A 22,849-nucleotide genomic window follows, 5' to 3' on the forward strand; every position below is an offset into this window, starting at 1 on the left:
CATGGACATCGACATCCAGGCGCTCAAGGCGGTCGAGCGGGAGCGGGAGATCCCCTTCGCCGTCCTCGTCGACGCCATCGAGGCCGCCCTCCTCGGCGCGTACCACCGCACCGAGGGCTCGTACAAGAACGCCCGCGTCGAGCTGGACCGCAAGGAGGGGCACGTCGTCGTCTGGGCGCGCGAGGAGCACCTCGTCCCCGACCTGGAGGCAGAGGCGGCGGCGGCCGCAGCTACAAGCGGAACCGCAGCCGGAGCCGCCGTCGACGAGACGCGCGACGACGCCGCCGAGAGCGACGGCAGCGGCGGCAGCGGCGGCGACGAGGTCAGCGGCGGCGACGAGGACAGCAGCGGCGGTGAAGGCGCGCGCGAGCGCCCCCGTCCGATGCGCAAGGAGCTCGGTCCCGAGTTCGACCACACCCCGACGAACTTCGGCCGCGTCGCGGCGGCGACCGCACGCCAGGTCATCGTTCAGCGGATGCGTGACCTCGAGGACGAGTCCGTGCTCGGCGACTTCCGTGGCCGAGAGGGCGAGATCGTCGCCGGGGTGATCCAGCAGAGCCCCAACCCGCGCCACGTCACCGTGGACTTCGGGACCGTGGAGGGCATCCTGCCCGTCTCCGAGCAGGTGCCGGGGGAGAGCTACCGGCACGGCGAGCGGATTCGGGTCTACGTCGTCAGCGCCCGCCGCGGGCTGCGCGGTCCCGAGATCACCCTCTCGCGTACCCACCCGAACCTCGTGCGCAAGCTCTTCGCGCTCGAGGTGCCCGAGATCGCTGACGGATCGGTCGAGATCACCTCCCTCGCCCGTGAGGCGGGGCACCGGACGAAGATCGCGGTGCGCTCCAAGGTCGCCGGGCTCAACCCCAAGGGCGCGTGCATCGGCCCGATGGGCCAGCGGGTGCGGGCCGTGATGGACCACCTCCAGGGCGAGAAGATCGACATCATCGACCACTCCGACGAGCCCGACCAGTTCATCGCGGCGGCGCTCTCCCCGGCCAAGGTTCAGACGGTCGAGGTCGTCGATCCCACGCTGCGCGCCGCTCGGGCGATCGTCCCCGACTACCAGCTGAGCCTGGCGATCGGCAAGGAGGGTCAGAACGCCCGCCTGGCGGCCAAGCTCACCGGGTGGCGGATCGACATCCGTCCCGACACCGACCCCCGGGCCGGTGCCGTAGCCGACCCTGCGAGCGAGAGCGTGTCCAGCCCCGAGGCAGGCAGTGCCTGACCGCACCGCCGAAGACGCTAGACTGTCGGGGGTCGACCGGACTGGACTCCGGCCGCGGACCCCTGGTGCAGATCCTCAGCGGACCTGCGTCGGGTGTCGGCAGACGGATAGCCGGTCGACGCTGCTGCGAGTTGTCGCGGAGACGAGAGAGGACGGCGCTGTCGTCCTTCGCCCCGATCCTCGACGGCGGTTGCCCGGGCGTGGAGCATGGCTGCACCCCAGCACCCGTTGCCTCGACCTCGCCGTCCGTCGACGGGCCCTGCCCCGCGCGCTGCGTACCGCCGCGCGCGCCGGTCTCGACGACGTCCGGTCCTGGGTCGAGGAGATGTCGCAGACGTTGTCCGTCCCGATGAACCGAGAGCGGGTTTGACGCTGATGAGCACCCGATGAGTACTCAGCGATGAGCATCCCCCTGTACTGACGACGGTCCGCGCCTTCTCGAATCGCGGGCCAGAGAAGGAGAAACGTGGCTAAGGTCCGTGTCCACGAGCTCGCAAAAGAGCTCGACGTGTCGAGCAAGACGCTGCTCGCGCACCTGAAGGAGATGGGGGAGTTCGTCAAGTCGGCGAGCTCGACCATCGAGGCGCCGGTCGTGCGGCGGGTCCAGGAGAACCCCCCCGCCCCGGAGACCAGCGCCAAGAAGCCCGCCAAGAAGTCGGCGGCGAAGAAGACCGCGAGCCCGGCGAAGGCATCCTCCGACGAGCAGACCCCGGGCTCCGCAGACGAGTCGGGACAGGCCGCGCCGGCTCCCAAGCCTGGCCCCGCCGCGCCGACCCCTGGGCCGACGCCGTCGGCTCCGAGCGCTGCTCCCGCGCCGACCCCCGGCCCGGCCGGTCCGGCCGATTCGCAGTCCGGCGAGCGCGCGGAGTCCGCGGAGTCCGGGGAGTCCGTGCAGGCCCCCGCCGCCGAGGCATCCGACCAGGCCCCGGCCGAGCCGCAGGCACGCCCCGCGACCCCCACGCCCGGTCCGACTCCCGGGCCCACCCCCGGCCCCGCCCCGGCGACGCCGGACGCGCCGAGGCCTGGCGCCCGCCCGTCTGGGCCCCGACCGGGCAACAACCCCTTCGCCTCCAGCCAGGGCATGGGGACCCGCCGCGAGGGCCGCGAAGGCCGCGATGGACAGGCCGGGTCCGGTGGTCCGCGCCCCGGCAACAACCCCTTCGCCTCGAGCCAGGGCATGCCCCGTCCGGGTCAGCGTCCGCCCCGTCCGGGCGGCGCCGCCGGTGCCGGTGGCCCGCGCCCGGCCGCTCGTGCCCCTCGGCCCGGCGCCCCGACGCCCGGGATGATGCCGGCCAGCTCCTCGGTCGCCCGACCCGGTGAGCGCCCCCGTGGCGGTCCCGGTGGCCGTGGCCCCGCAGGTCGTGGACCCGGCGGCGGCCGCGGACCCGGTGGCGGTCCCGGTGGTTACCGCGGCGGCCCCGGCGGTCGTGGCGGCACCCAGGGTGCCTTCGGCCGGGGTGGCGGCAAGAAGAAGCAGCGCAAGTCCAAGCGCGCGAAGCGTCGCGAGTTCGAGGAGATGCAGGCGCCGTCGGTCGGCGGTGTCATCGTCCCCCGCGGCGACGGCTCGACGGTCGTGCGGGTGCGCCAGGGTGCGTCCCTGACCGACTTCGCGGACAAGATCGACGCCAACCCGGCCTCGCTGGTCACCGTTCTCTTCAACCTCGGGGAGATGGCGACCGCGACCCAGAGCCTGGACGAGGAGACCTTCCAGCTCCTCGGCGCCGAGCTCGGCTACGACATCCAGATCGTCAGCCCCGAGGAGGAGGAGCGCGCTCTCTACGACTCCTTCGACATCAACCTCGAGACCGGGGTCGATGCCGAGGACGAGGAGGACCTGCAGGCACGCCCGCCGGTCATCACCGTCATGGGTCACGTCGACCACGGCAAGACCCGGCTCCTCGACGCGATCCGGGACGCCGACGTGCAGGCCGCCGAGGCCGGCGGGATCACCCAGCACATCGGTGCGTACCAGATCCACAAGGAGCACGAGGGTGTCGACCGGGCGCTGACCTTCATCGACACCCCGGGTCACGAGGCGTTCACCGCCATGCGTGCCCGTGGTGCCAAGGTCACCGACATCGCGATCCTCGTGGTCGCCGCCGACGACGGCGTCATGCCGCAGACGATCGAGGCGCTCAACCACGCCCAGGCGGCGGACGTTCCGATCGTCGTCGCGGTCAACAAGATCGACGTCGACGGCGCCGACCCGGCGAAGATCCGCGGCCAGCTCACCGAGTACAACCTCATCGCCGAGGAGTACGGCGGCGACACGATGTTCGTCGACGTCTCCGCCCGGCAGGGTCAGAACATCGACGACCTGCTCGAGGCCGTGCTGCTCACCGCGGACGCGGCGCTGGACATGCGGGCCAACCCCGACCGGGACGCCCGCGGTGTCGCGATCGAGGCCAACCTGGACAAGGGCCGCGGTGCTACCGCGACCGTGCTGGTACAGGCGGGCACCCTGCGGGTCGGCGACGCGATCGTCACCGGCAGCGCTCACGGCCGCGTGCGCGCGCTGCTCGACGAGCACGGCACCAACCTCGACGAGGCCAGCCCTGGCCGCCCCGTCCAGGTGCTGGGCCTGTCCAGCGTGCCGCGCGCCGGCGACACCTTCGTCGTCGCGCCGGACGACCGCACCGCTCGGCAGATCGCCGAGAAGCGCGAGGCGGCCGACCGTCAGGCCTCCCTGGCCAAGGCCCGCAAGCGGATCAGCCTCGAGGACCTCGACAAGGTCATCGCGGCCGGCAAGATCGACACCCTCAACCTCATCCTCAAGGGTGACGTCTCGGGTTCGGTCGAGGCGCTCGAGGACGCGCTGCTGCAGATCGACGTCGGCGACGAGGTCGACCTGCGGATCATCGACCGCGGTGTCGGCGCGATCACGCTGAACAACGTCAACCTCGCGGCCGCGTCCGACGCGATCATCCTCGGCTACAACGTGCGAGCCGAGGGGCAGAACGCCGACGTCGCCGACCGTGAGGGCGTCGAGATCCGCTACTACTCGGTCATCTACCAGGCGATCGAGGACATCGAGAGCGCGCTGAAGGGCATGCTCAAGCCGGAGTACGAGGAGGTCGAGCTCGGCACCGCGGAGATCCGCGAGATCTTCCGCAGCAGCAAGTTCGGCAACATCGCCGGCTCGATCGTGCGCAGCGGCGAGATCAGGCGTGGCGCCAAGGCCCGGATCACCCGGGACGGTGTCGTCATCACCGAGGGCATCGAGGTCGCCGGCCTGCGCCGCTTCAAGGACGACGTCACCGAGGTTCGTGAGGGCTTCGAGTGCGGTATCAACCTCGGCAGCTTCAACGACCTGCAGGAGGGTGACATCATCGCCACCTACGAGATGCGGGAGAAGCCTCGCGAGTGACCTCGTGAGAGCCCCATGACGAAGGGGGTGAGTCGGCCGATCGTGGCCGGCTCACCCCCTTCGCCGTGTGCCCGGGTCAGACCAGGTCAGGCCAGCACGCTCTCGCCGAGGTGCTCGCCCGGCTCGACGCCCGGCAGGACCGCGGCGACGCAGGACCCGACCGCCCGGGTCCAGATGTTGAGCAGGTCCTGCTCGGCCAGCCGGCGCTGCACCGGGACGAACTGGCGCTCCGCGTCCGCGCAGTAGGCCGCGAAGAGCAGCCCGTGCGGTGACCGGTGGGTGTCCTTGGCCTCAAGCGGCCCGCCGCTCAGGTCGTGGGTCTCCTCGTAGGAGTAGGGGCGGCGCAGGAAGCGCTCGTGCGCCGCGCGTGGCATCGCCCGCCGCATGTGCGAGCCCGGGTCGATGACCGGCAGGCCGCTCCCGGTCGTCGCGGTGAGGTCGGGAGGGGTGTGCTCCCCGCCGCCGGTCAGCGGTGCCCCGTCGCTCAGCCGGCGACCGATGGCGTTCTCCTTCGCCGCGGGGTCCAGGCTCTCCCAGGTGTCGAGGTTCATCGCGATCCGGCGCAGGACGAGGGTGCTCGCGCCGGACCAGATGCCATCCTCGGCGCCCCGCCAGATCAGGTGGTCGTCGGGGCCGTCGAGGACGGGTTGGACCGTGCCGTCGACCTGGCCCATCGCGTTGCGCTCGGCGGTCCACCGTGGGCGCTCGCTCGGTCGGCGGTAGCCCGCCTGCACCCAGCGTGGCCGGACGGCCGCGCCGGCGCCGGTGACGAGACTGCGGTGGGCGTGCGCGCAGGTGGTCGGTGACTGCGAGCCGATCTGCAGCACGATGTCGCCGCCGCTCCACCGGTCCTGCAGGGCGTCGGTGGCGAAGGGGGGCAGGTCGCCCAGCCACGCCGGGGCGAGGTCGTCGCGACCGACGCGCTCGAAGGCACTCCGACCGAGAGCAACCGAGACCGTGAGGAAGCGGGGATCCTGGGAGAGCTCGGGCGCGTGGTCGGCGAGCATGGGCCGTCCCTGGGTGAGTCGGCCCATGTCCTCGGTCCAGATCCGCAGGATCCGGCGCAGGTCGTCCAGGCTCGCCCCCTTCGCGAGGTCCAGAGCGACCCACCTCGTGTGGGCCGGGGGCGGCGTGGCGACGCCGGCCTGGCGGGGGCCGAAGAAGGGCATCACCTCGGCGCCGTCGTCCCCGCGGCCGGCGCCGGCCGGCGATTCCCCGTCATCGGAGGAGGCCGCCCGGGGGGCCGCGGCGTTCGCCACCGCGGCCCCACCGGCCAGGGTTGCCCCGACGCCCGACCCCAGGAGGGCCCGTCGCCCGGGACCGGGCTCGGCCGGCCACGAGTGGCTCGTGCGCATCGGGGCGGTCATCAGCTGGAGCTCTCTTCGGAGTGCTCGTGCTCGTGCTCGTCGTCGGAGTGATCGTCCTCCCCGCCGTCGTAGTCCTCCTCGGCGCCGCTGAACTCGCGCCCGGCGACGGTGAGGTCGACCGACTCCCCGCCCTTCGTCGTCACGGTGATGACGTAGTCCGTCCCGGCCACGACGGGCTCCTCGAGCTGCATGAGCATGAGGTGCGGGCCGCCGGGCTCGAGGACCAGCTCACCACCGGCGGGGACGGTGTGGCCGTCCTTCGCCTCCGTCATGACCATCTGACCACTGTCGTCGGTGGTCATGACGTGGGCCTCGACCATGCCGGCGATGTCGCTGCTGCCGCCGGTGATGACGATGTCCTGCTCGCCGGAGTTCCGCAGCGTGCCGAAGGCGCCGGTCATGCCCTCGTCGGTGGCCTTGACCCAGCCGTCGCTGATGGTCAGGGGAGAGGTGGCCTGCTCGGCTGAGCTGCTGGAGGTGGTCGGGTCGGTGGCGGAGGCGGTGGTGCTGGCGTCCTCCCCGCCGCAGCCGGCGAGGAGGGCGGCTGCGCTCACGGCGCCGAGGGTGGCCAGGGTGATTCGGGTAGCTCGCATGTCGTTCTTCCTGTGAGTGAGTGGGGTGCGTCTGGGCAGACGCGGTCATGGCGCCGCCGGCGGATGCCGGCGGCGCGAAGGGGGTCAGCTCACTCAGGCGGGAGGGGCGCGGGCCTGCGCCAGCCGCGCCGGCTCGAGCGTCGCCGCCACCTGGACGTGCCAGGTCGCCGGCGGCGTGCTCGCGACCGTCCAGACCGGGATCTCGGGCGGGCCGAGCCGCTCGAGGAGCGCGAAGAGGATCTGCTCGCCCCGCGACCACAGGGCCGCGAGTGCGGCGGCGACGGCGACGTGACCGAGCAGCATCTGCGGGCTGAGGCCGAGGTCGTGCGGCGAGACCGCGAGGGGCGCCGGCATCGAGTGCGCGTGTGCGCCGCCGGCCGCGTCGAGGTGATGACCCCCGGTGAGCGCGCTGAGGTGCACGCCGAGCTGGCCGAGAACGAGGACGGCCATGGCTGCTGCCGGTGAGACGGCCTGGCGGCTGAGCCGCAGGACCGGGATGAGCAGCAGCACGGCGACGCCGGTGAGGGTGGCTCCGCTCGGGGATGCACCGCCCGCATGGTCGTGGGCGATCAGCCCCGCGCCGATGGAGGTCAGCACGAGCACCAGGCTGCGCAGCAGGCGCAGCGCCGGGGCGGTGCCGATCCTCATGCCCCAGACGGTATCGCCCCGTCGTCGGTGGCAGCGCAGCGGCCCCATCCTGGAGGGGACGGTGATCGGGCCGATCGGCAGGTCCTCCCGCCAGGTATGGCGGTCGTCTCCTACACTCGCGCACGACAGCCGAGATCGACAGAGAAGACAGGGGAAGTCAGACATGAGCACGCCACCTCCGCCGAGCGACGGCGGCTACGACCCGCACAGCAGCGCCCCGACCTCCGGTCCCTATGGGAGCTACCCGTCCGCGCCCGGCGGCGCGAGCGCGATGGCCGGGGGACAGGGACCGATCGATCACCCCCAGGGCACGACCATCCTCGTGCTGGGGATCCTCGGACTCGTCGTCTGCAGCATCCTCGCGCCGGTCGCCTGGTATATGGGCAACAACGCGATGAAGGAGGTCGAGGCCAACCCGGGCCGGTACGCCAACGCGCAGAACATCAAGATCGGACGGATCCTCGGCATGATCGGCACTGCGCTCATCGTGCTCGGGCTCGTCTTCGCGGCGATCATCATCATCGGCGCCGTCGTCGCCGGCGCCAACGCCTGACCACCCAACCCCCTTCGCACCACCGAGCAGACAAGGAAATCGCCATGAGCAGCACCCCTCCTCCTCCCCCCGGCGGCGGCAGCCCCTACGACCCGACGGGCCCGTCCTCCTACCCGAGCTCCGGCTCCGGTGAGCCCGCCCCGCGCCCGGCCTCCGAAGGCACGCCGCAGTCCTCGCCCTACGGCACCGGGTCGGACCAGGCCCCGCCGACCTCGTCGCAGGGCACGGGCGAGTACGGCCCGCCCCCGGGACAGCAGCCCGGCCAGTACGGTCAGGCGCCCCCGCCGCAGCAGGGCTACGGCCAGCAGCCGTCCGGGCAGAACCAGACCCAGCTCTTCGGCATCGGCTCGATCGTCTCCGGCGTCCTCGGCCTGTGCTGCTGCGGGTGGTTCATCTTCAGCATCGTCGCGGTGGTCCTGGGGTTCCTCGGCCGCAAGAAGGCCGCCGAGGAGGGACAGAAGGACCAGCTGCCCAAGATCGGTCTGATCCTCGGTGTCGTCGGCATCATCGCCGGCATCATCAACTGGATCCTCGTCGCGACCGGTGTGATCGACGTCAACATGTACAGCAACGTCGGCGCCTGATTCGTCCCGCACAGGCGCCCCCGACCGCAGCGGTCGGGGGCGCCTGTCGTATCGCCTACCGTGGCAGCAGACAGCAGACCTGGAGGAACCCATGGCAGACCCGGCCCGCGCCCGCAAGATCGCCGACCGCATCAAGGAGGTCATCGCAGCCAACCTCGAGCAGGTGGTCAAGGACCCCGACCTCGGCTTCGTCACCATCACCGACGTCCGGGTCACCGGCGACCTGCAGCACGCCTCGGTCTTCTACACCGTCTACGGCGACGACGACCAGCGCGCGACGAGCACCCGGCTCCTGGAGGAGAACAGGGGCAAGCTGCGCTCTCTCGTCGGGCGCCAGCTCGGCATCCGGCTGACCCCGACCCTCGAGCTCATCCCGGACGCGCTGCCGGAGAACGCCTCTCACCTCGACGACGTGCTGCGCGCCGCCCGTGAGCGCGACGAGCAGCTCGCGGCCCGGTCCTCGCAGGCGACCTACGCCGGCGAGGCCGACCCGTACCGGGTCGCCAAGGACGAGGCAGCCGGTCCGGACGCCGAGTGACCGAGGCGGCCGCACGACCCGAGCGCCCGGCGAAGGGGGGCCGCCGCCCCTTCGCCGGTGACGGGCTGGTCGTCCTCGACAAGCCGGCGGGATGGACCAGCCACGACGTCGTCGGTCGGTGCCGCCGGCTCTACGGCACGCGCAAGGTCGGGCACGCGGGGACCCTGGACCCGATGGCCACCGGCGTCCTCCTCGTGGGGGTCGGCAAGGGGACCCGGCTGCTGACCTTCCTCGTCGGGTGCGACAAGGAGTACGAGGCGACGATCCGGCTGGGGCAGAGCACGGTCACCGACGACGCGGAGGGGGAGGTGAGCGCCAGCCGCGATGCGTCCGGGCTCACCGACGAGGCGATCACCTCCGCCATCGCCGCGCTGAGCGGAGACATCGAGCAGGTGCCGAGCGCGGTGAGCGCGATCAAGGTCGACGGGCGCCGCTCCTACGCCCGGGTCCGCTCGGGCGAGGAGGTCGAGCTGGCCGCGAGAGCGATCACCGTGGCCGCCTTCGACCTGCTGCGCCGCACCAACGGCGACGGCATCGTCGACCTCGACGTCCGGGTGAGCGTCTCCTCCGGCACCTACGTCCGCGCGCTCGCCCGCGACCTGGGGGAGGCCCTCGGGGTGGGCGGGCACCTCACGGCGCTGCGCCGCACCCGCGTCGGGTCCTTCGGGCTCGACCGGGCGCACGACCTGCTGGAGCTGTCGGAGGCCGCGGACGACGCGGACGCGTCCATGCCGCTGACCCCGCTCGCCGAGGCTGCACGAGCGACCCTGGGCGTGCGCGAGCTGACCGAGGACGAGGCGAGGTCCCTCTCCTTCGGGCAGCGCATCCCGTCGCAATCTCCCGGGAGGGACGAGCCGGTGGCTGCCATCTCGCCGAGCGGTGTCCTCGTCGCGATCCTCGACGAGAGCGGTTCGCGGTCCAGACCGCACGTCGTCTTCGCCCCCGCGGGTTCCTGATCCGTGGCCCGGACTTCGTAGAGTGCCTCCTGTGCAGCGCTGGAACTCACCCGAGCGGACGCCGAAGGACATGCGTCCGTGCGTGGCGACCTTCGGGAACTTCGACGGCGTCCACCGCGGTCACCAGGCGATCCTCGACCGCCTGACCGAGGAGGCGCGCGAGCGGGGCGTCCCCACGGTCGCGGTGACCTTCGACCCGCACCCGGTGCAGGTGCTGCACCCCGAGCGCGCTCCCGAGCTCATCGCGCCCGGAGAGCTGCGCGACGAGCTCCTCGCCGAGGTCGGTGTCGACGGAGTGCTCGTGATCCCCTTCACCGCGGAGTTCGCCCAGACCTCCGCCGAGGACTTCGTGGTGCAGACCTTCGTCGACGGGCTGGCTGCGACCTGCCTGGTCGTCGGCGCGGACACGAAGGGGTTCGGCGCCGGCTACACCGGAGACGTCGACCTGCTGCGCGAGCTCGGCCGAGAGCACGGGATGGACGTCGTCGTCGTCGACGACGTCGGTGACGACGAGCGCTGGTCCTCCAGCGCCGTGCGCCGGATGCTCGCCGAGGGCGACGTCGCGGGCGCTGCGGGCGTCCTCGGCCGGCCGCACCGCGTCATCGGTGAGGTCGTCCACGGCGAGCACCGAGGGCGGGAGCTGGGCTACCCGACGGCGAACATGAGCCGCGACAGCCTCGGGCTGATCCCCGCCGACGGCGTCTATGCCGGGTGGCTCGAGCGGCGTGACCTGCCCGCCGAGGACCCGGACCGCCGGCTGCCGGCTGCGGTGTCGGTCGGTACCAACCCCACCTTCGACGGTCACCGGCGGGTGATGGAGTCCTACGTGCTGGACCGCACCGACCTCGACCTCTACGGCGAGCAGGTGGCTGTCGAGCTCGTGGCGCGGATCCGTCCCACCCTGCGGTTCGAGAGTGTCGAGCAGCTCGTCGACGCGATGGGCGCCGACGTGGCCGCCTGCCGCGAGGTCCTCGGCGTCCCCTCGCCGTGACCCGACGTCCGCACTGATGGTGCTCGTGGCGCAGGCGACGCCGCCGCGACGCGACCGGGGGATGGCACGCCGGCTGCTGCGCAGCGACCTCATCCTCCTCGTGACGGCGCTGACCCTCAGCCTGCTCGGTGCCGTCCTCGTGCGGTCGGCAACCGCCCCCGGCTCCGGGTCCACCTACCTGGTCAAGCACCTGGTCAACCTGGCGATCGCCCTGGTCATGGCCGGCCTGCTGCTACGGCTGGACCGGCTCGCGCTGCGCGCGGTGGCACCGGCGGCCTACCTGCTGTCGCTGGCGGCGCTCGCGGCGGTGCTCAGCCCGCTGGGTTCGACGGTCAACGGGTCACGGTCGTGGATCGTGCTGCCGGTCGGCTTCTCGGTCCAGCCGGCGGAGCTGGCCAAGGTGGCGCTCTGCGTGGCCCTGCCGATGGTGCTCGTCGGGGCGGCGGAGCGCCGCCGGGCCCCCCGGGCCCGGGAGGTGCTGCTCGCTGGGGTGGTGGTCGGCCTTCCGGTCCTCCTCGTCCTCGCCCAGCCCGACCTCGGCTCGGCCCTGGTCCTCGTCGCCCTCGGTGTCGGGGTGCTCGCCGCCTCCGGCGCCCGCTGGCCCTGGCTCGTCGGGGTTGGGCTCGGCGCGGTGTCGGCGGTCGTGGCGGCCTTCACCACCCCGGTGCTGAGCCAGTACCAGCGCGACCGGCTGACCGTCTTCCTCGACCCGGCCGCAGACCCCCTGGGCATCGGCTACCAGACCCAGCAGGTCCTGGCGGCGATCTCCTCCGGCGGGCTGCTCGGAGCGGGACTCGGCCAGGGGGAGATCACCCAGTCCGGTCGCATCCCGTACCAGGAGACCGACTTCGTGTTCTCGGTCGCCGCGGAGGAGCTGGGATTCGTCGGTGCCCTGATGGTCATCGTGCTCTACGGGCTGCTCATCGCCCGGCTGGGTCTGGCCGCCGCCCGCTCGGACCACTTCGGCCGCCTGGTCTGCGTCGGCGTGGCCACCTGGTTCTCGGTGCAGGTGGTCGAGAACGTCGGGATGAACCTCGGGCTGATGCCGGTCACCGGGCTGCCCCTGCCCTTCCTCAGCTACGGCGGCTCGTCGATGTTCGCCTGCTGGCTGGGCATCGCCCTCGCCGTCGGAGTCGGCTCGTATCACCGGTCGGACACGAATCCGCGAGGTGGGTGACACAGGGCAGGACAAGGTGCGACAGTCTGCCCAGAGACCGGCCGAAGGTGCCCGGTGACGACCGTGAGGAGCGATCTTGACCACCCCGACCGAGACCTACGTCCACCACCCGGACGAGGAGCAGTACGACCAGCAGATCCTCGACAACCCGGCCCAGAGCGTCGGGCACCTGCTCCGGGACCGCATCGCCTCGACCCCGGACCTGCCTGCCTACTCCTACCCAGAGGGTGTCGCGTGGGGTGAGATGACGTGGCGCCAGTGCGGCGAGCGGGTGTGGCGGCTGGCGGCAGGTCTGGTCGACCTCGGTGTCCAGCCCGAGGACCGGGTGGGGATCGCGTGCAGCACCCGCATCGAGTGGGTGCTCTCCGACCTCTCGATCATGGCGGCCGGTGCAGCGACGACGACGATCTACCCGACGACGATCAGTGACGACGTCGCGTACATCGTCGACGACTCGGGCAGCGTGGTGATCATCGCCGAGGACGCCGACCAGGTGGCCAAGCTGCGCGAGGTCAGGGAGGCGATCCCCGAGGTGCGCACCGTCGTCGTCATCGACCCGGCCGGGGTCGACCTGGACGACTGGGTCATGACCTTCGAGGACCTGGAGCAGCGCGGCGCGGCCGCGCTCGAGAGCTCGCCGGACATCGTCGATGAGCGGATCGACGGCACGGAGCGCTCCGACCTGGCCACGATCATCTACACCTCGGGTACCACCGGTCGACCGAAGGGGGTCCGCCTGCTGCACGAGGCCTGGACCTACCAGGCCGCGGCGAACAACGCGACCGGTTGGCTCTCGAGCGACGACGTCCAGTACCTGTGGCTGCCCCTGGCGCACGTCTTCGGCAAGCAGCTGCTCATGATCTCCCTGGCCAGCGGCATGTCCACCGCCGTCGACGGGCGGATCGACAAGATCGTCGACAACCTCGCCGAGGTGCGACCGACCTTCATGGCCGCGGCGCCGCGCATCTTCGAGAAGGTGTACGCCCGGGTCAGCCTGGGGATGGAGGCCGAGGGCGGGGCGAAGCTCAAGCTCTTCAACTGGGCCAGCGAGCTAGGCCGGGAGCGAGCCAGGGCAGAGGAGGAGGGCAAGTCCCTCCCCTTCGCCAAGTCCGCCCAGATGGCGGTGGCGGACAAGCTCGTCCTGGCCAAGGTGCGCGAGCGCTTCGGTGGCAGGGTCCGCTTCTTCATCTCCGGCTCGGCCGCGCTCAACCACGACGTCGCCCGGTGGTTCAACGGCGCCGGCCTGACCATCCTCGAGGGCTTCGGCATGACCGAGACCAGCTCGGCGGCCACCGTGAACCGGCCGTACGCGAACCGCACCGGCGCCGTGGGCTGGCCGCTGAAGGGCACCGAGGTGCGGATCGCCGACGACGGCGAGGTGCTCGTGCGCGGCCCGGGCATCATGCAGGGCTACCACAACAAGCCGGAGGCGACCGCGGAGGCGCTCGACGCCGACGGGTGGCTGCACACCGGCGACATCGGTGAGATCGACGAGCGCGGGTTCCTCAAGATCACCGACCGCAAGAAGGACCTGTTCAAGACGAGCAACGGCAAGTACGTCGCCCCGTCGCTGATCGAGTCCACCTTCAAGGGGCTGTGCCCGTACGTCGGGCAGTTCCTCGTCCACGGCGAGGGCAAGCACTTCGTCACCGCGCTGGTGACCTTGGACGAGGAGGCCATCCAGCCGTGGGCGGAGGCCAACGGTCTGGCGGGGGCCTCCTACCAGGAGATCGTCAACTCCGAGCAGGCGCGCGACATGGTCCAGTCCTACGTCGACGAGCTGAACAAGGGGCTGAACAAGTGGGAGCGGATCGGCAAGTTCACCATCCTCGGCCGTGACCTCAGCGTCGAGGAGGGCGACCTCACCCCGAGCCTGAAGATGCGCCGCAAGGTGGTCTCGGAGAAGTTCAAGGACGAGATCGACCAGATGTACGAGGGCTGACGGCTCACGTCGGACGAAGGGGTGGTGCCCGGCCGGATCGGCCCGGCATCACCCCTTCGCAGGTCTTGGGCGGTGCCCGAATGGCGCCTACCCTGGTCGGCATGCCTGGAGAGTCCCACTTCGCCGCGCTCGAGCCGCTGCTCGAGCGCGTGACCAAGCCCATCCAGTACGTGGGTGGGGAGCTGAACTCCACGGTCAAGGACTGGAACTGCGGCGGCTACGGCCCGAAGGGGGACGAGCGCACCGTGCGCTGGGCGCTGATGTACCCCGACGCGTACGAGGTCGGTCTGCCCAACCAGGGCGTGATGATCCTCTACGAGGTCCTCAACGAGCAGCCGGACGCCCTCGCCGAGCGCACCTACGCGGTGTGGCCCGACATGGAGGTGCTCATGCGTGAGCGCGGCGTACCGCAGCTGAGCGTCGACGGGCACCGCGCGGTTCGGGACTTCGACGTGCTCGGCATCTCGTTCTCGACCGAGCTGGGCTACACCAACATGCTCACCGCCCTCGACCTCGCCGGGATCCCGCTCCACGCGGCCGACCGGGGCGAGGACGACCCGCTCGTCGTCATGGGCGGTCACGCGAGCTTCAACCCCGAGCCGGTGGCCGACTTCATCGACGCGGCGATCGTGGGTGACGGCGAGGAGGCCGTCCTCGGGGCCACCGAGCTCATCGGGGAGTGGAAGGCGGAGGGCCGCCCCGGTGGCCGGCGCGAGGTGCTGCGGCGGCTCGCCGAGACCGGCGGGGTGTACGTCCCGGCCTTCTACGAGGTCGACTACCTGCCCGACGGCCGGATCCAGCGGGTGGCGCCCGCCGAGACCGGCGTCCCGTGGCGGGTGGGCAAGCACACCGTGATGGAGCTCGACGAGTGGCCCTACCCGAAGGCGCCGCTCGTGCCCCTGGCCGAGTCGGTGCACGAGCGGATGAGCGTCGAGATCTTCCGCGGGTGCACCCGCGGCTGCCGCTTCTGCCAGGCGGGGATGATCACCCGTCCGGTGCGGGAGCGCTCGATCACCGGCATCGGCGAGATGGTCGAGCAGGGCCTGCAGGCCAGCGGCTTCGAGGAGGTCGGGCTGCTCTCGCTCAGCTCGGCCGACCACTCCGAGATCGCCGACCTCACCAAGGGTCTCGCCGACCGCTACGAGGGCACCAACACCGGTCTCTCCCTGCCCTCGACCCGGGTCGACGCCTTCAACATCGACCTGGCCAACGAGCTGACCCGTAACGGCCGCCGCTCCGGGCTGACCTTCGCCCCCGAGGGCGGCAGCGAGCGGATCCGCAAGGTGATCAACAAGATGGTCTCCGAGGACGACCTCATCCGCACCGTCGCCGCCGCCTACGGCGCCGGCTGGCGCCAGGTCAAGCTCTACTTCATGTGCGGGCTGCCGACCGAGACCGACGAGGACGTGCTGCAGATCGCCGAGCTCGCCAAGCGGGTCATCGAGACCGGGCGGGAGGTCGCGGGGCACAACGACATCCGGTGCACCGTCTCGATCGGCGGCTTCGTGCCCAAGCCACACACCCCCTTCCAGTGGGCGGCCCAGCTCTCCGCCGAGGACACCGACGCCCGCCTGCACAAGCTGCGCGAGGCGATCCGGGCGGACAAGAAGGTCGGGCGCAGCATCGGCTTCCGCTACCACGACGGCAAGCCCGGCATCGTCGAGGGACTGCTCAGCCGCGGTGACCGCCGCCTGGGCCGGGTCATCGAGCAGGTCTGGCGGGACGGCGCCCGGTTCGACGGCTGGAGCGAGCACTTCTCCTACGAGCGGTGGATGAGCGCGGCCGAGCGGGCGCTCGAGGGCACGGGCGTCGACGTCGCCTGGTACACGACCCGCGAGCGCGGCGAGTCCGAGGTGCTGCCCTGGGACCACATCGACTCCGGCCTGGACAAGGAGTGGCTCTGGCAGGACTGGCTCGACGCCCTCGACGAGACCGAGGTCGAGGACTGCCGCTGGACTCCTTGCTTCGACTGCGGGGTGTGCCCGCAGATGGGCACCGACATCGAGATCGGCCCGACGGGCAAGACCCTGCTCCCGCTCACCGTCCTCGGGTCCGGCAAGCAGACCATGGTGCGCGAGCAGGCGGCCCGCGGCGCCTGAGCCGCTGCCCGGTCGGCGGACCGGCTGTGCCCTCGCTGGCCGGACTGGGGGAGGATTCGGGGCATGAGCGCGACAGACCTGGGTCAGGAGCTGGCCGAGCAGCTGCGCCGCGCCGGGGTCGGCGACGTGCGTACCGACCCGCTCTCGATCGGGCTCTACGCCGCCGACGCCTCCATCTACCGGATCCCCCCGCGGGCCGTGGTCCTTCCGCGCGACACCGACGAGATCGCCGCCACCCTGGCCGTCGCGCGCGAGAGGGGGGTGCCGATCACCCCGCGGGGAGCGGGGACGTCGTGCGCGGGCAACGCGATCGGCCCGGGCATCGTGCTCGACACCAGCCGCTACCTGGGTCGGGTGCTTGAGGTCGACGCGGAGTCGCAGTCCGCGCTCGTCGAGCCCGGTACGGTGCACGCCGACCTGCAGCGGGTGGCGCGCGCCGCGGGCCTGCGCTTCGGCCCCGACCCGAGCAGCCACACCCGCTGCACCATCGGCGGGATGATCGGCAACAACGCCTGCGGCAACCGCGCCCTCGGCTACGGCCGGACCTCGGACAACGTCATGGCGATGGACCTCCTCCTCGCCGACGGTCGGGAGCTGTCGACCACGACGGGCGTGCGCGGGGGAGAGGCCAGCGTCAGGGGCGCCGACGACCTGCGCGACGCCCTGCACGGACTGACCCAGGCCAACCTCGGGGTGATCCGGACCGAGCTCGGTCGCTTCGGCCGCCAGGTGTCCGGCTATGCCCTGGAGCACCTGCTTCCTGAGAACGGCCGGGACATCGGCCGGATGCTCGTCGGCTCCGAAGGGACGCTCGCCGTCGTGACCCGGGCCCGGGTGCGGCTGGTCACCGAGCCGCCGGCGACCCGGCTCGTCGCCCTCGGCTTCGCCGACATCTACGCCGCCGGGGACGTGGCCCATCTCCTGCGCGACCTCGGCGCGGTCGCCGCCGAGGGCATCGACCGGCGGATCGTCGACGTCGTCCGCAGCCGGCGGGGCCCCTCGCACGTGCCCGACCTGCCGAAGGGGGACGCCTGGCTCTTCGTCGAGATCACCGGCGCCGATGAGGCGGAGGCCGACGACGCCGCCCGGAGGGTCATCGCCGAGGTGGCGGCGCTGGACGCCCGCGTGGTCACCGACGTCCGCGAAGTTCGTGAGCTGTGGCGGATCCGCGAGGACGGCGCCGGCCTGGCCGGCCGGTCGCCTCGCGACCGGCCCGCGCACGCAGGCTGGGAGGACGCGGCGGTCCCCCCTTCGCGCATGGGCGACTACCTGCGCGACCTCGACGCGCTGCTCCTGGAGCACGACGTCACCGGCCTGCCGTACGGGCACTTCGGCGACGGCTGCCTGCACATCCGCCTCGACGTCGACCTCGCATCGCCCGGTGCGGCCCAGCGCTACCGCGAGCTCGTCGAGGATGCCGCCGATCTCGTCGCCGCCTACGGCGGCTCGCTCTCCGGCGAGCACGGCGACGGCCGCGCCCGCAGCGCCCTCCTGCCCCGGATGTACTCGCAAGAGGCGCTCTCGCTCTTCGCCCAGGTCAAGCACGCCTTCGACCCCGCGAACCTCCTCGGGCCCGGCGTGCTCGTCGACCCGGACCCGGTCGAGGCCTCGCTGCGGATCCCGCGCGCCCGCTCGGTGACCCGAGCGAGCACCGACCTCGCCTTCGCCTACCCCGAGGACGACGGGGACCTCACCCAGGCGCTGCACCGGTGCACCGGGGTCGGCAAGTGCCGCGCAGCGGGCACGGCGACGACGGTGATGTGCCCCAGCTACCTCGCCACCCGCGAGGAGAAGGACTCCACCCGCGGGCGCGCCCGCATCCTCCAGGAGATGCTCGACGGGGGCACGATCACCGGCGGCTGGGCCGACCCGGCGGTGCATGAGGCGCTCGACCTGTGCCTCTCGTGCAAGGGCTGCGCCAGCGACTGCCCGACCGGCATCGACATGGCGACCTACAAGTCGGAGGTGCTGCACCAGACCTACCGAGGGCGCCGGCGCCCGGTCACCCACTACTCCCTCGGGCGGCTGCCGCAGCTGGCCCGCATCGCCTCCCGCGCCCCCCGCCTGGTCAACGCGCTCACCGGGCTGCCTGGGGTCAAGCGGCTCACCCTCCCGCTCGCCGGGGTCGACCCGCGGCGCACCCTGCCGACCTTCGCCCAGCAGACCTTCCGGTCCTGGGCGCACGGCGAAGGGGTGGTCCGTCCCGCCGCCGAGATGGCCGGGACGGCGGGAGCGGTGGCGATCTTCGTCGACTCCTTCGTCGACCACTTCACCCCGCACGTCGGGCGGGCCGCGGTGGCCGTGCTGCGCGAGGCCGGGTTCACCCCCTTCGTCCCGGCCGAGCAGGGATGTTGCGGGCTGACCCTGGTCTCGACGGGCCAGCTCGACGCGGCGCGTGAGTCTCTCGAGGGCGTGACCGGCGCGCTGCTGCCGGTGGTCGCTGCCGGCATCCCGGTCGTCGGCCTCGAGCCGAGCTGCACCGCGACGCTGCGTCACGACCTGCCGCGCCTGATCGACTCGGCGGACGCCGCGCGGGTGGCTGCGGGGGTGCGGACGGTCGCGGAGCTGCTCACCGAAGCCGTCGACGCCGGCCGGTGGGACCCGCCGGACCTCACCGGCGTCGAGGTCGTCGCTCAGCCGCACTGCCACCACCACGCCGTGATGACCTGGGCGGCCGACGAGGAGCTGCTCGAGCGGACCGGGGCGAGCGTGCGCCGGCTCGGCGGCTGCTGCGGTCTGGCCGGCAACTTCGGGGTCGAGCGGGGGCACTACGAGGTGTCGGTCGAGGTCGCCCGGCAGCAGCTGCTGCCGGCGATCGAGGAGGCCGCGCCCGACGCAGTCCTCCTCGCCGACGGCTTCTCCTGCCAGACCCAGGTCGCCGACCTCACCGAGCGGGCCGCGGTCCACCTCGTCGAGCTGCTCTCGTCCTCGCCGCGGCCCTGACCTCGCGCCCCTGATCGCCTGCTACCACGCAGTACTGGTCGTGATCACAGCCAGTACTGCGTGGTAGCGGGCGACGTAGGGTGGGGCGCCATGGCCAAGCGCACCCCCGAGGGACCACCACCGCCGCCCGCCGTGCAGAAGCTGCGGGTCCGGTATGCGCGTCGCGGGCGGCTGCGCTTCTCCTCGACCCGCGACTTCGCCCGGGCGCTGGAGCGGGCGTTGCGCCGCTCCGGGGTGCCGATGGCCTACTCCGCAGGCTTCCACCCCCACCCGAAGATCTCCTACGCCAACGGCGCCCCCACCGGGATGGCGAGCGAGGCCGAGTTCTTCGAGATCTCGGTCACCGAGCAGCTGGACCCGGAGCAGGTCCGCAGCGCTCTCGACGACGCCCTCCCCGACGGCATCGACATCCTCGACGTGGTCGAGGCCGCCCCGGGGGCGCTCGCAGACCGGCTCGAGGCGAGCCGCTGGCAGATGGTCTTCCACGACATCGAGAGCGGCGAGCTCGAGCAGGTCGTCCAGGCGTTCCTCGCGGCGGACACCGTCGAGGTCAGCCGCATGTTCAAGCGCGGGCGCAAGAGCTTCGACGCCCGCCAGCCGGTGCTCGGCGCGCGCGTCGAGGCCGGCGAAGACCCCCGCTGTGCGATACTGACCGTGGTCGTACGGCACACCACACCGGCCGTACGCCCCGACGACGTCCTCACCGCGTTGTCGCTCGTCGCGTCCTTCGCGCCGCCGAGACCACCGTTGGTCACCCGGCTGGCGCAGGGACGGTGGGACGAGACGACTGCGGAGATCATCGACCCGTTCGATGGCTGAGCACGCCGCCGGCCCGTCGCGGGTGCCGCGCAGAGCGCGAGCTGGCAGCGGGCAACACTGACTTCTTCCGGGCGTGGACGGACAGCACGGTCCACGCCGAGCCGCAGCAGCGGCCGGACGGTCCTTCGGGACGGTCGTGGCGTCCGGCGTTGCTGCAGGAGGTGCCGACGATGGCCACCGAAGACCAGCAGACCACTGAGCGCAACGAATCGAGCGAGGCCGCTGCCCCGGCAGGAGGCCCCGGGTTCGGGCTGCTCTTCCAGGCGCCCGAGCCGGCGCCGGCGCCGCGCCGCAGCCGCGCGCCGCGCCAGGGCGCCGAGGACGAAGGGTCCCCGAGCGCCAGCCAGGCCTCGGACTCGGCGCCGTCCGACAGCGACTCCGGGGACGACCATGGCGCGCCGCGCCGCCGCCGCGGGGGCCGAGGACGCAACAAGTCCGACGACGCGGCCAAGAGCGATGCCCAAGGCGAGGACTCCGGCGGCTCCGAAGCAGGAGGTGCGGACGGCGGCGACGCCGAGGCCGCCGAGGCCAAGGAGAGCCGCTCGGGCTCCAAGCGTGGCTCGCGCGGTGGGCGCAGCAAGAAGTCCGGCTCGGGAGGCGATGGCCAGGACGAGAAGGACCAGTCGGGCAAGGGCTCGTCCGGCAAGGGTCAGTCGCGGGGGGCGAAGGGGGGCAAGGCCGGCTCCGAGGACGCCTCGGCCGAGGACTCCGAGGGCCAGGACGCTCAGAGCGAGGACCAGGGCACGGACACCGAGGACGCCGGTGACGGCGGATCGGGAGGCAGCCGCCGCCGTCGCCGCCGCCGTCGCGGTTCTGGTGGCGGGGGAGACTCCCAGGATGACCCGCCCGGCACCGTGACGAAGGTCCGCGAGGGTCGCAAGGACCGCGACGAGCCGCAGGCGGTCAAGGGCAGCACGCGGCTCGAGGCCAAGAAGCAGCGCCGCCGGGAGGGCCGGGAGGCCGGCCGGCGGCGGACGGTGATCACCGAGGCCGAGTTCCTTGCCCGCCGCGAGAGCGTCAAGCGCACGATGATCGTGCGCAGCACCGGTGAGCGCACCCAGATCGGCGTCCTCGAGGACGATGTCCTCGTCGAGCACTACGTCTCGCGCGAGACCACCTCGACGATGGTCGGCAACGTCTACCTCGGCCGGGTGCAGAACGTCCTGCCGAGCATGGAGGCGGCCTTCGTCGACATCGGCAAGGGGCGCAACGCCGTCCTCTACGCCGGTGAGGTCAACTGGGACGCCCACGGCGTCGGCGGCGGCCAGGCGCGGCGGATCGAGAACGCGCTGAGCTCCGGCGACACCGTGCTGGTCCAGGTGACCAAGGACCCGATCGGCCACAAGGGCGCCCGGCTCACCTCGCAGGTCTCGCTGCCCGGTCGGTACCTCGTGTACGTGCCCGAAGGGAGCATGACGGGGATCTCGCGCAAGCTCCCGGACAAGGAGCGCAGCCGGCTCAAGGGGATCCTCAAGCAGGTCGTCCCCGACGGCGCGGGCGTCATCGTGCGCACCGCGGCCGAGGGCGCGAGCGAGGAGGAGCTGACCAAGGATGTCCAGCGGCTCACCAAGACCTGGGAGTCGATCAGCTCCAAGGCCGAGTCGAAGAAGGGCAAGAAGGGCGCCGCTCCCTCCCTGCTGCACGCCGAGCCGGACATGACCGTGCGGGTCATCCGCGACATCTTCAACGAGGACTTCTCCGAGATGGTCGTCTCCGGTGACGACGCCTGGCGGGAGATCCGCGGGTACGTCACCGATGTCGCCCCAGACCTCGCCGACCGCCTGGAGAAGTGGACCGGCGAGAAGGACATCTTCGCCGCGCACCGCATCGACGAGCAGATCGCCAAGGCGATGGACCGCAAGGTGTGGCTGAAGTCCGGCGGGTCCCTCGTCATCGACCGCACCGAGGCGATGACGGTCGTCGACGTCAACACCGGCAAGTTCACCGGATCCGGCGGCAACCTCGAGGAGACGGTGACGAGCAACAACCTCGAGGCGGCCGAGGAGATCGTGCGCCAGCTCCGGCTGCGCGACATCGGCGGGATCATCGTCATCGACTTCATCGACATGGTGCTCGAGGCCAACCGTGATCTCGTGATCCGGCGTCTGCTGGAGTGCCTGGGCCGCGACCGGACCAAGCACCAGGTGGCCGAGGTCACCTCGCTGGGCCTGGTCCAGATGACCCGTAAGCGGGTGGGGTCGGGCCTGATCGAGGTCTTCTCCGAGCAGTGCGAGTCCTGCAACGGACGCGGCATCCACGTCCACTCCGAGCCCGTCTCGGACGGCTCGGCCGCCAGCTCGGACGACAGCGGCGGTGGGGGCCGCTCCAAGCGCGGTCGCGGTAAGGGCGGCGCGAAGGGGGGCGGCAACGGCTCCTCGGAGGAGTCGTCGGAGCCCAGGGAGCCCAAGGAGCCCACGATCGACAAGAACGGGCGTACCGCCGCCCAGATCGCCGCAGCTGCGCACGCCGCGGCGGTGAAGAACATCGCGGACGACGAGGTCACCGAGGTCACCGAGGTCGTCGAGGTCGCCGACGACGATGGCGCGGACGGTGGCGCGGACGCTTCGAGGCTCCAGCCTGGCGGCTCTCGCACCTCAGCGAGCGAGGGTGAGAGTGCCTCGGCGAGCGACGGTGGGGACATCTCAGCGAGCGAGGAGGAGAGTGATCCGGCGAGCGAGGAGCCGAAGGCTTCGCCCCGTCGGCGCGGCGGGCGCCGGGCCGCGACCAGCTCGGGCGCACCGGTGAGCCTGCAGGCGGTCGACCTCAGCGCCCAGAGCGCGCCGACGGAGTCGATCACCTCGGTCGCCGGTGAGGTGAGCACGGCGGCCGACGCACCCCCTTCGCCCGACGCCGAGGACGAGGCGCCCGCGCCGCGCCGCAAGCGCAAGCGGGTCACCAGCGACGCCGGGCCCCCGACCGCGGCGAGCGAGTGACCGGCGCGGGTTTGTCGCCCGGCACCGGGCCCCGGTATCGTTGACCCTTGGTGCGCCCACCGAGCGGACGCCCACGCCTCACGACCGAGTCCTTGCGTCTCGTCGTCCGGCGGG

General features: G+C 72.2%; 17 protein-coding genes. 14 read left to right on the top strand and 3 right to left on the bottom strand.

Annotated elements, in window-relative coordinates; genetic code table 11:
• The first annotated feature begins 1 nt into the window (after position 1).
• The 3 genes from nusA to infB all read left to right on the top strand — a co-directional run bounded on the left by nusA (position 2) and on the right by infB (position 4,592).
• The gene (gene nusA / locus FB557_RS08930; RefSeq protein ID WP_144857274.1) at positions 2-1,225 is read left to right on the top strand and encodes a transcription termination factor NusA; all 1,224 of its coding nucleotides are present in this window, start codon (positions 2-4) and stop codon (positions 1,223-1,225) included.
• Positions 1,218-1,595, top strand: a complete 378-nt coding sequence (locus FB557_RS08935; protein WP_211356530.1) for a YlxR family protein — start codon at positions 1,218-1,220, stop codon at positions 1,593-1,595. The genes nusA and FB557_RS08935 overlap by 8 nt, the downstream gene beginning before the upstream one ends.
• A 96-nt stretch (positions 1,596-1,691) precedes the next feature.
• Positions 1,692-4,592, top strand: a complete 2,901-nt coding sequence (gene infB, locus FB557_RS08940) for a translation initiation factor IF-2 (RefSeq protein ID WP_144857275.1) — start codon at positions 1,692-1,694, stop codon at positions 4,590-4,592.
• 86 nt (positions 4,593-4,678) lie between these two features.
• Here the strand turns inward: infB and FB557_RS08945 are convergent, their stop codons facing one another.
• The 3 genes from FB557_RS08945 to FB557_RS08955 all read right to left on the bottom strand — a co-directional run bounded on the left by FB557_RS08945 (position 4,679) and on the right by FB557_RS08955 (position 7,200).
• Complete coding sequence (locus FB557_RS08945; RefSeq protein WP_211356531.1) at positions 4,679-5,959, bottom strand: Dyp-type peroxidase; 1,281 nt, start codon at positions 5,957-5,959, stop codon at positions 4,679-4,681.
• On the bottom strand, positions 5,959-6,552 hold the full coding sequence (locus tag FB557_RS08950) for a copper chaperone PCu(A)C (protein WP_144857276.1): 594 nt from the start codon (positions 6,550-6,552) through the stop codon (positions 5,959-5,961). The genes FB557_RS08945 and FB557_RS08950 overlap by 1 nt, the downstream gene beginning before the upstream one ends.
• Before the next feature lie 93 nt (positions 6,553-6,645).
• Positions 6,646-7,200, bottom strand: coding sequence for a hypothetical protein (locus FB557_RS08955; protein ID WP_144857277.1), 555 nt, complete (start codon positions 7,198-7,200; stop codon positions 6,646-6,648).
• A gap of 163 nt (positions 7,201-7,363) precedes the next feature.
• Here FB557_RS08955 and FB557_RS08960 point away from each other — a divergent pair, with 163 nt between their 5' ends.
• From FB557_RS08960 to FB557_RS09010, 11 genes are all read left to right on the top strand, one after another.
• A complete protein-coding gene (locus tag FB557_RS08960; protein ID WP_144857278.1) occupies positions 7,364-7,753 on the top strand; it encodes a DUF4190 domain-containing protein in 390 nt (129 codons plus the stop codon).
• A 44-nt stretch (positions 7,754-7,797) separates the two neighbouring features.
• Complete coding sequence (locus FB557_RS08965) at positions 7,798-8,337, top strand: DUF4190 domain-containing protein (RefSeq protein WP_144857279.1); 540 nt, start codon at positions 7,798-7,800, stop codon at positions 8,335-8,337.
• 91 nt (positions 8,338-8,428) lie between these two features.
• Positions 8,429-8,875: a 30S ribosome-binding factor RbfA gene (gene rbfA / locus FB557_RS08970; protein ID WP_144857280.1), complete on the top strand. Its 447-nt coding sequence runs from the start codon at positions 8,429-8,431 to the stop codon at positions 8,873-8,875.
• A complete protein-coding gene (truB, locus tag FB557_RS08975; protein WP_144857281.1) occupies positions 8,872-9,831 on the top strand; it encodes a tRNA pseudouridine(55) synthase TruB in 960 nt (319 codons plus the stop codon). The genes rbfA and truB overlap by 4 nt, the downstream gene beginning before the upstream one ends.
• Before the next feature lie 31 nt (positions 9,832-9,862).
• A complete protein-coding gene (locus tag FB557_RS08980; RefSeq protein ID WP_144857282.1) occupies positions 9,863-10,822 on the top strand; it encodes a bifunctional riboflavin kinase/FAD synthetase in 960 nt (319 codons plus the stop codon).
• 16 nt (positions 10,823-10,838) lie between these two features.
• A complete protein-coding gene (locus FB557_RS08985; RefSeq protein WP_144857283.1) occupies positions 10,839-11,999 on the top strand; it encodes an FtsW/RodA/SpoVE family cell cycle protein in 1,161 nt (386 codons plus the stop codon).
• A 76-nt stretch (positions 12,000-12,075) separates the two neighbouring features.
• On the top strand, positions 12,076-13,941 hold the full coding sequence (locus FB557_RS08990) for an AMP-dependent synthetase/ligase (RefSeq protein WP_211356532.1): 1,866 nt from the start codon (positions 12,076-12,078) through the stop codon (positions 13,939-13,941).
• A gap of 101 nt (positions 13,942-14,042) precedes the next feature.
• Entirely contained in the window at positions 14,043-16,040 is a 1,998-nt protein-coding gene (locus FB557_RS08995) for a TIGR03960 family B12-binding radical SAM protein (protein WP_144857284.1), read from the top strand.
• A 63-nt stretch (positions 16,041-16,103) separates the two neighbouring features.
• Positions 16,104-18,983, top strand: a complete 2,880-nt coding sequence (locus tag FB557_RS09000; RefSeq protein WP_144857285.1) for an FAD-binding and (Fe-S)-binding domain-containing protein — start codon at positions 16,104-16,106, stop codon at positions 18,981-18,983.
• Between the two features lie 90 nt (positions 18,984-19,073).
• Positions 19,074-19,802, top strand: coding sequence for a TIGR03936 family radical SAM-associated protein (locus FB557_RS09005; protein ID WP_144857286.1), 729 nt, complete (start codon positions 19,074-19,076; stop codon positions 19,800-19,802).
• 170 nt (positions 19,803-19,972) lie between these two features.
• Positions 19,973-22,735 carry a ribonuclease E/G gene (locus FB557_RS09010; RefSeq protein ID WP_144857287.1) on the top strand — a complete coding sequence of 921 codons (2,763 nt, stop codon included), beginning with the start codon at positions 19,973-19,975 and terminating at the stop codon, positions 22,733-22,735.
• The last annotated feature ends 114 nt before the right edge of the window (positions 22,736-22,849 follow it).

It is taken from the genome of Marihabitans asiaticum, from assembly GCF_007828725.1.
GTDB classification, from domain to species: Bacteria; Actinomycetota; Actinomycetes; order Actinomycetales; family Dermatophilaceae; genus Marihabitans; species Marihabitans asiaticum.

What these genes read in the sequence shown, in the direction of transcription:
- FB557_RS09010 (WP_144857287.1), top strand. Translation starts at nt 19,973, where the DNA reads ATGGCCACCGAAGACCAGCAGACCACTGAGCGCAACGAATCGAGCGAG.
- FB557_RS09005 (WP_144857286.1), top strand. Translation starts at nt 19,074, where the DNA reads ATGGCCAAGCGCACCCCCGAGGGACCACCACCGCCGCCCGCCGTGCAG.
- FB557_RS08960 (WP_144857278.1), top strand. Translation starts at nt 7,364, where the DNA reads ATGAGCACGCCACCTCCGCCGAGCGACGGCGGCTACGACCCGCACAGC.
- nusA (WP_144857274.1), top strand. Translation starts at nt 2, where the DNA reads ATGGACATCGACATCCAGGCGCTCAAGGCGGTCGAGCGGGAGCGGGAG.
- rbfA (WP_144857280.1), top strand. Translation starts at nt 8,429, where the DNA reads ATGGCAGACCCGGCCCGCGCCCGCAAGATCGCCGACCGCATCAAGGAG.
- FB557_RS08995 (WP_144857284.1), top strand. Translation starts at nt 14,043, where the DNA reads ATGCCTGGAGAGTCCCACTTCGCCGCGCTCGAGCCGCTGCTCGAGCGC.
- FB557_RS08945 (WP_211356531.1), bottom strand. Translation starts at nt 5,959, where the DNA reads ATGACCGCCCCGATGCGCACGAGCCACTCGTGGCCGGCCGAGCCCGGT.
- FB557_RS08985 (WP_144857283.1), top strand. Translation starts at nt 10,839, where the DNA reads ATGGTGCTCGTGGCGCAGGCGACGCCGCCGCGACGCGACCGGGGGATG.
- FB557_RS08950 (WP_144857276.1), bottom strand. Translation starts at nt 6,552, where the DNA reads ATGCGAGCTACCCGAATCACCCTGGCCACCCTCGGCGCCGTGAGCGCA.
- FB557_RS08955 (WP_144857277.1), bottom strand. Translation starts at nt 7,200, where the DNA reads ATGAGGATCGGCACCGCCCCGGCGCTGCGCCTGCTGCGCAGCCTGGTG.
- FB557_RS09000 (WP_144857285.1), top strand. Translation starts at nt 16,104, where the DNA reads ATGAGCGCGACAGACCTGGGTCAGGAGCTGGCCGAGCAGCTGCGCCGC.
- FB557_RS08965 (WP_144857279.1), top strand. Translation starts at nt 7,798, where the DNA reads ATGAGCAGCACCCCTCCTCCTCCCCCCGGCGGCGGCAGCCCCTACGAC.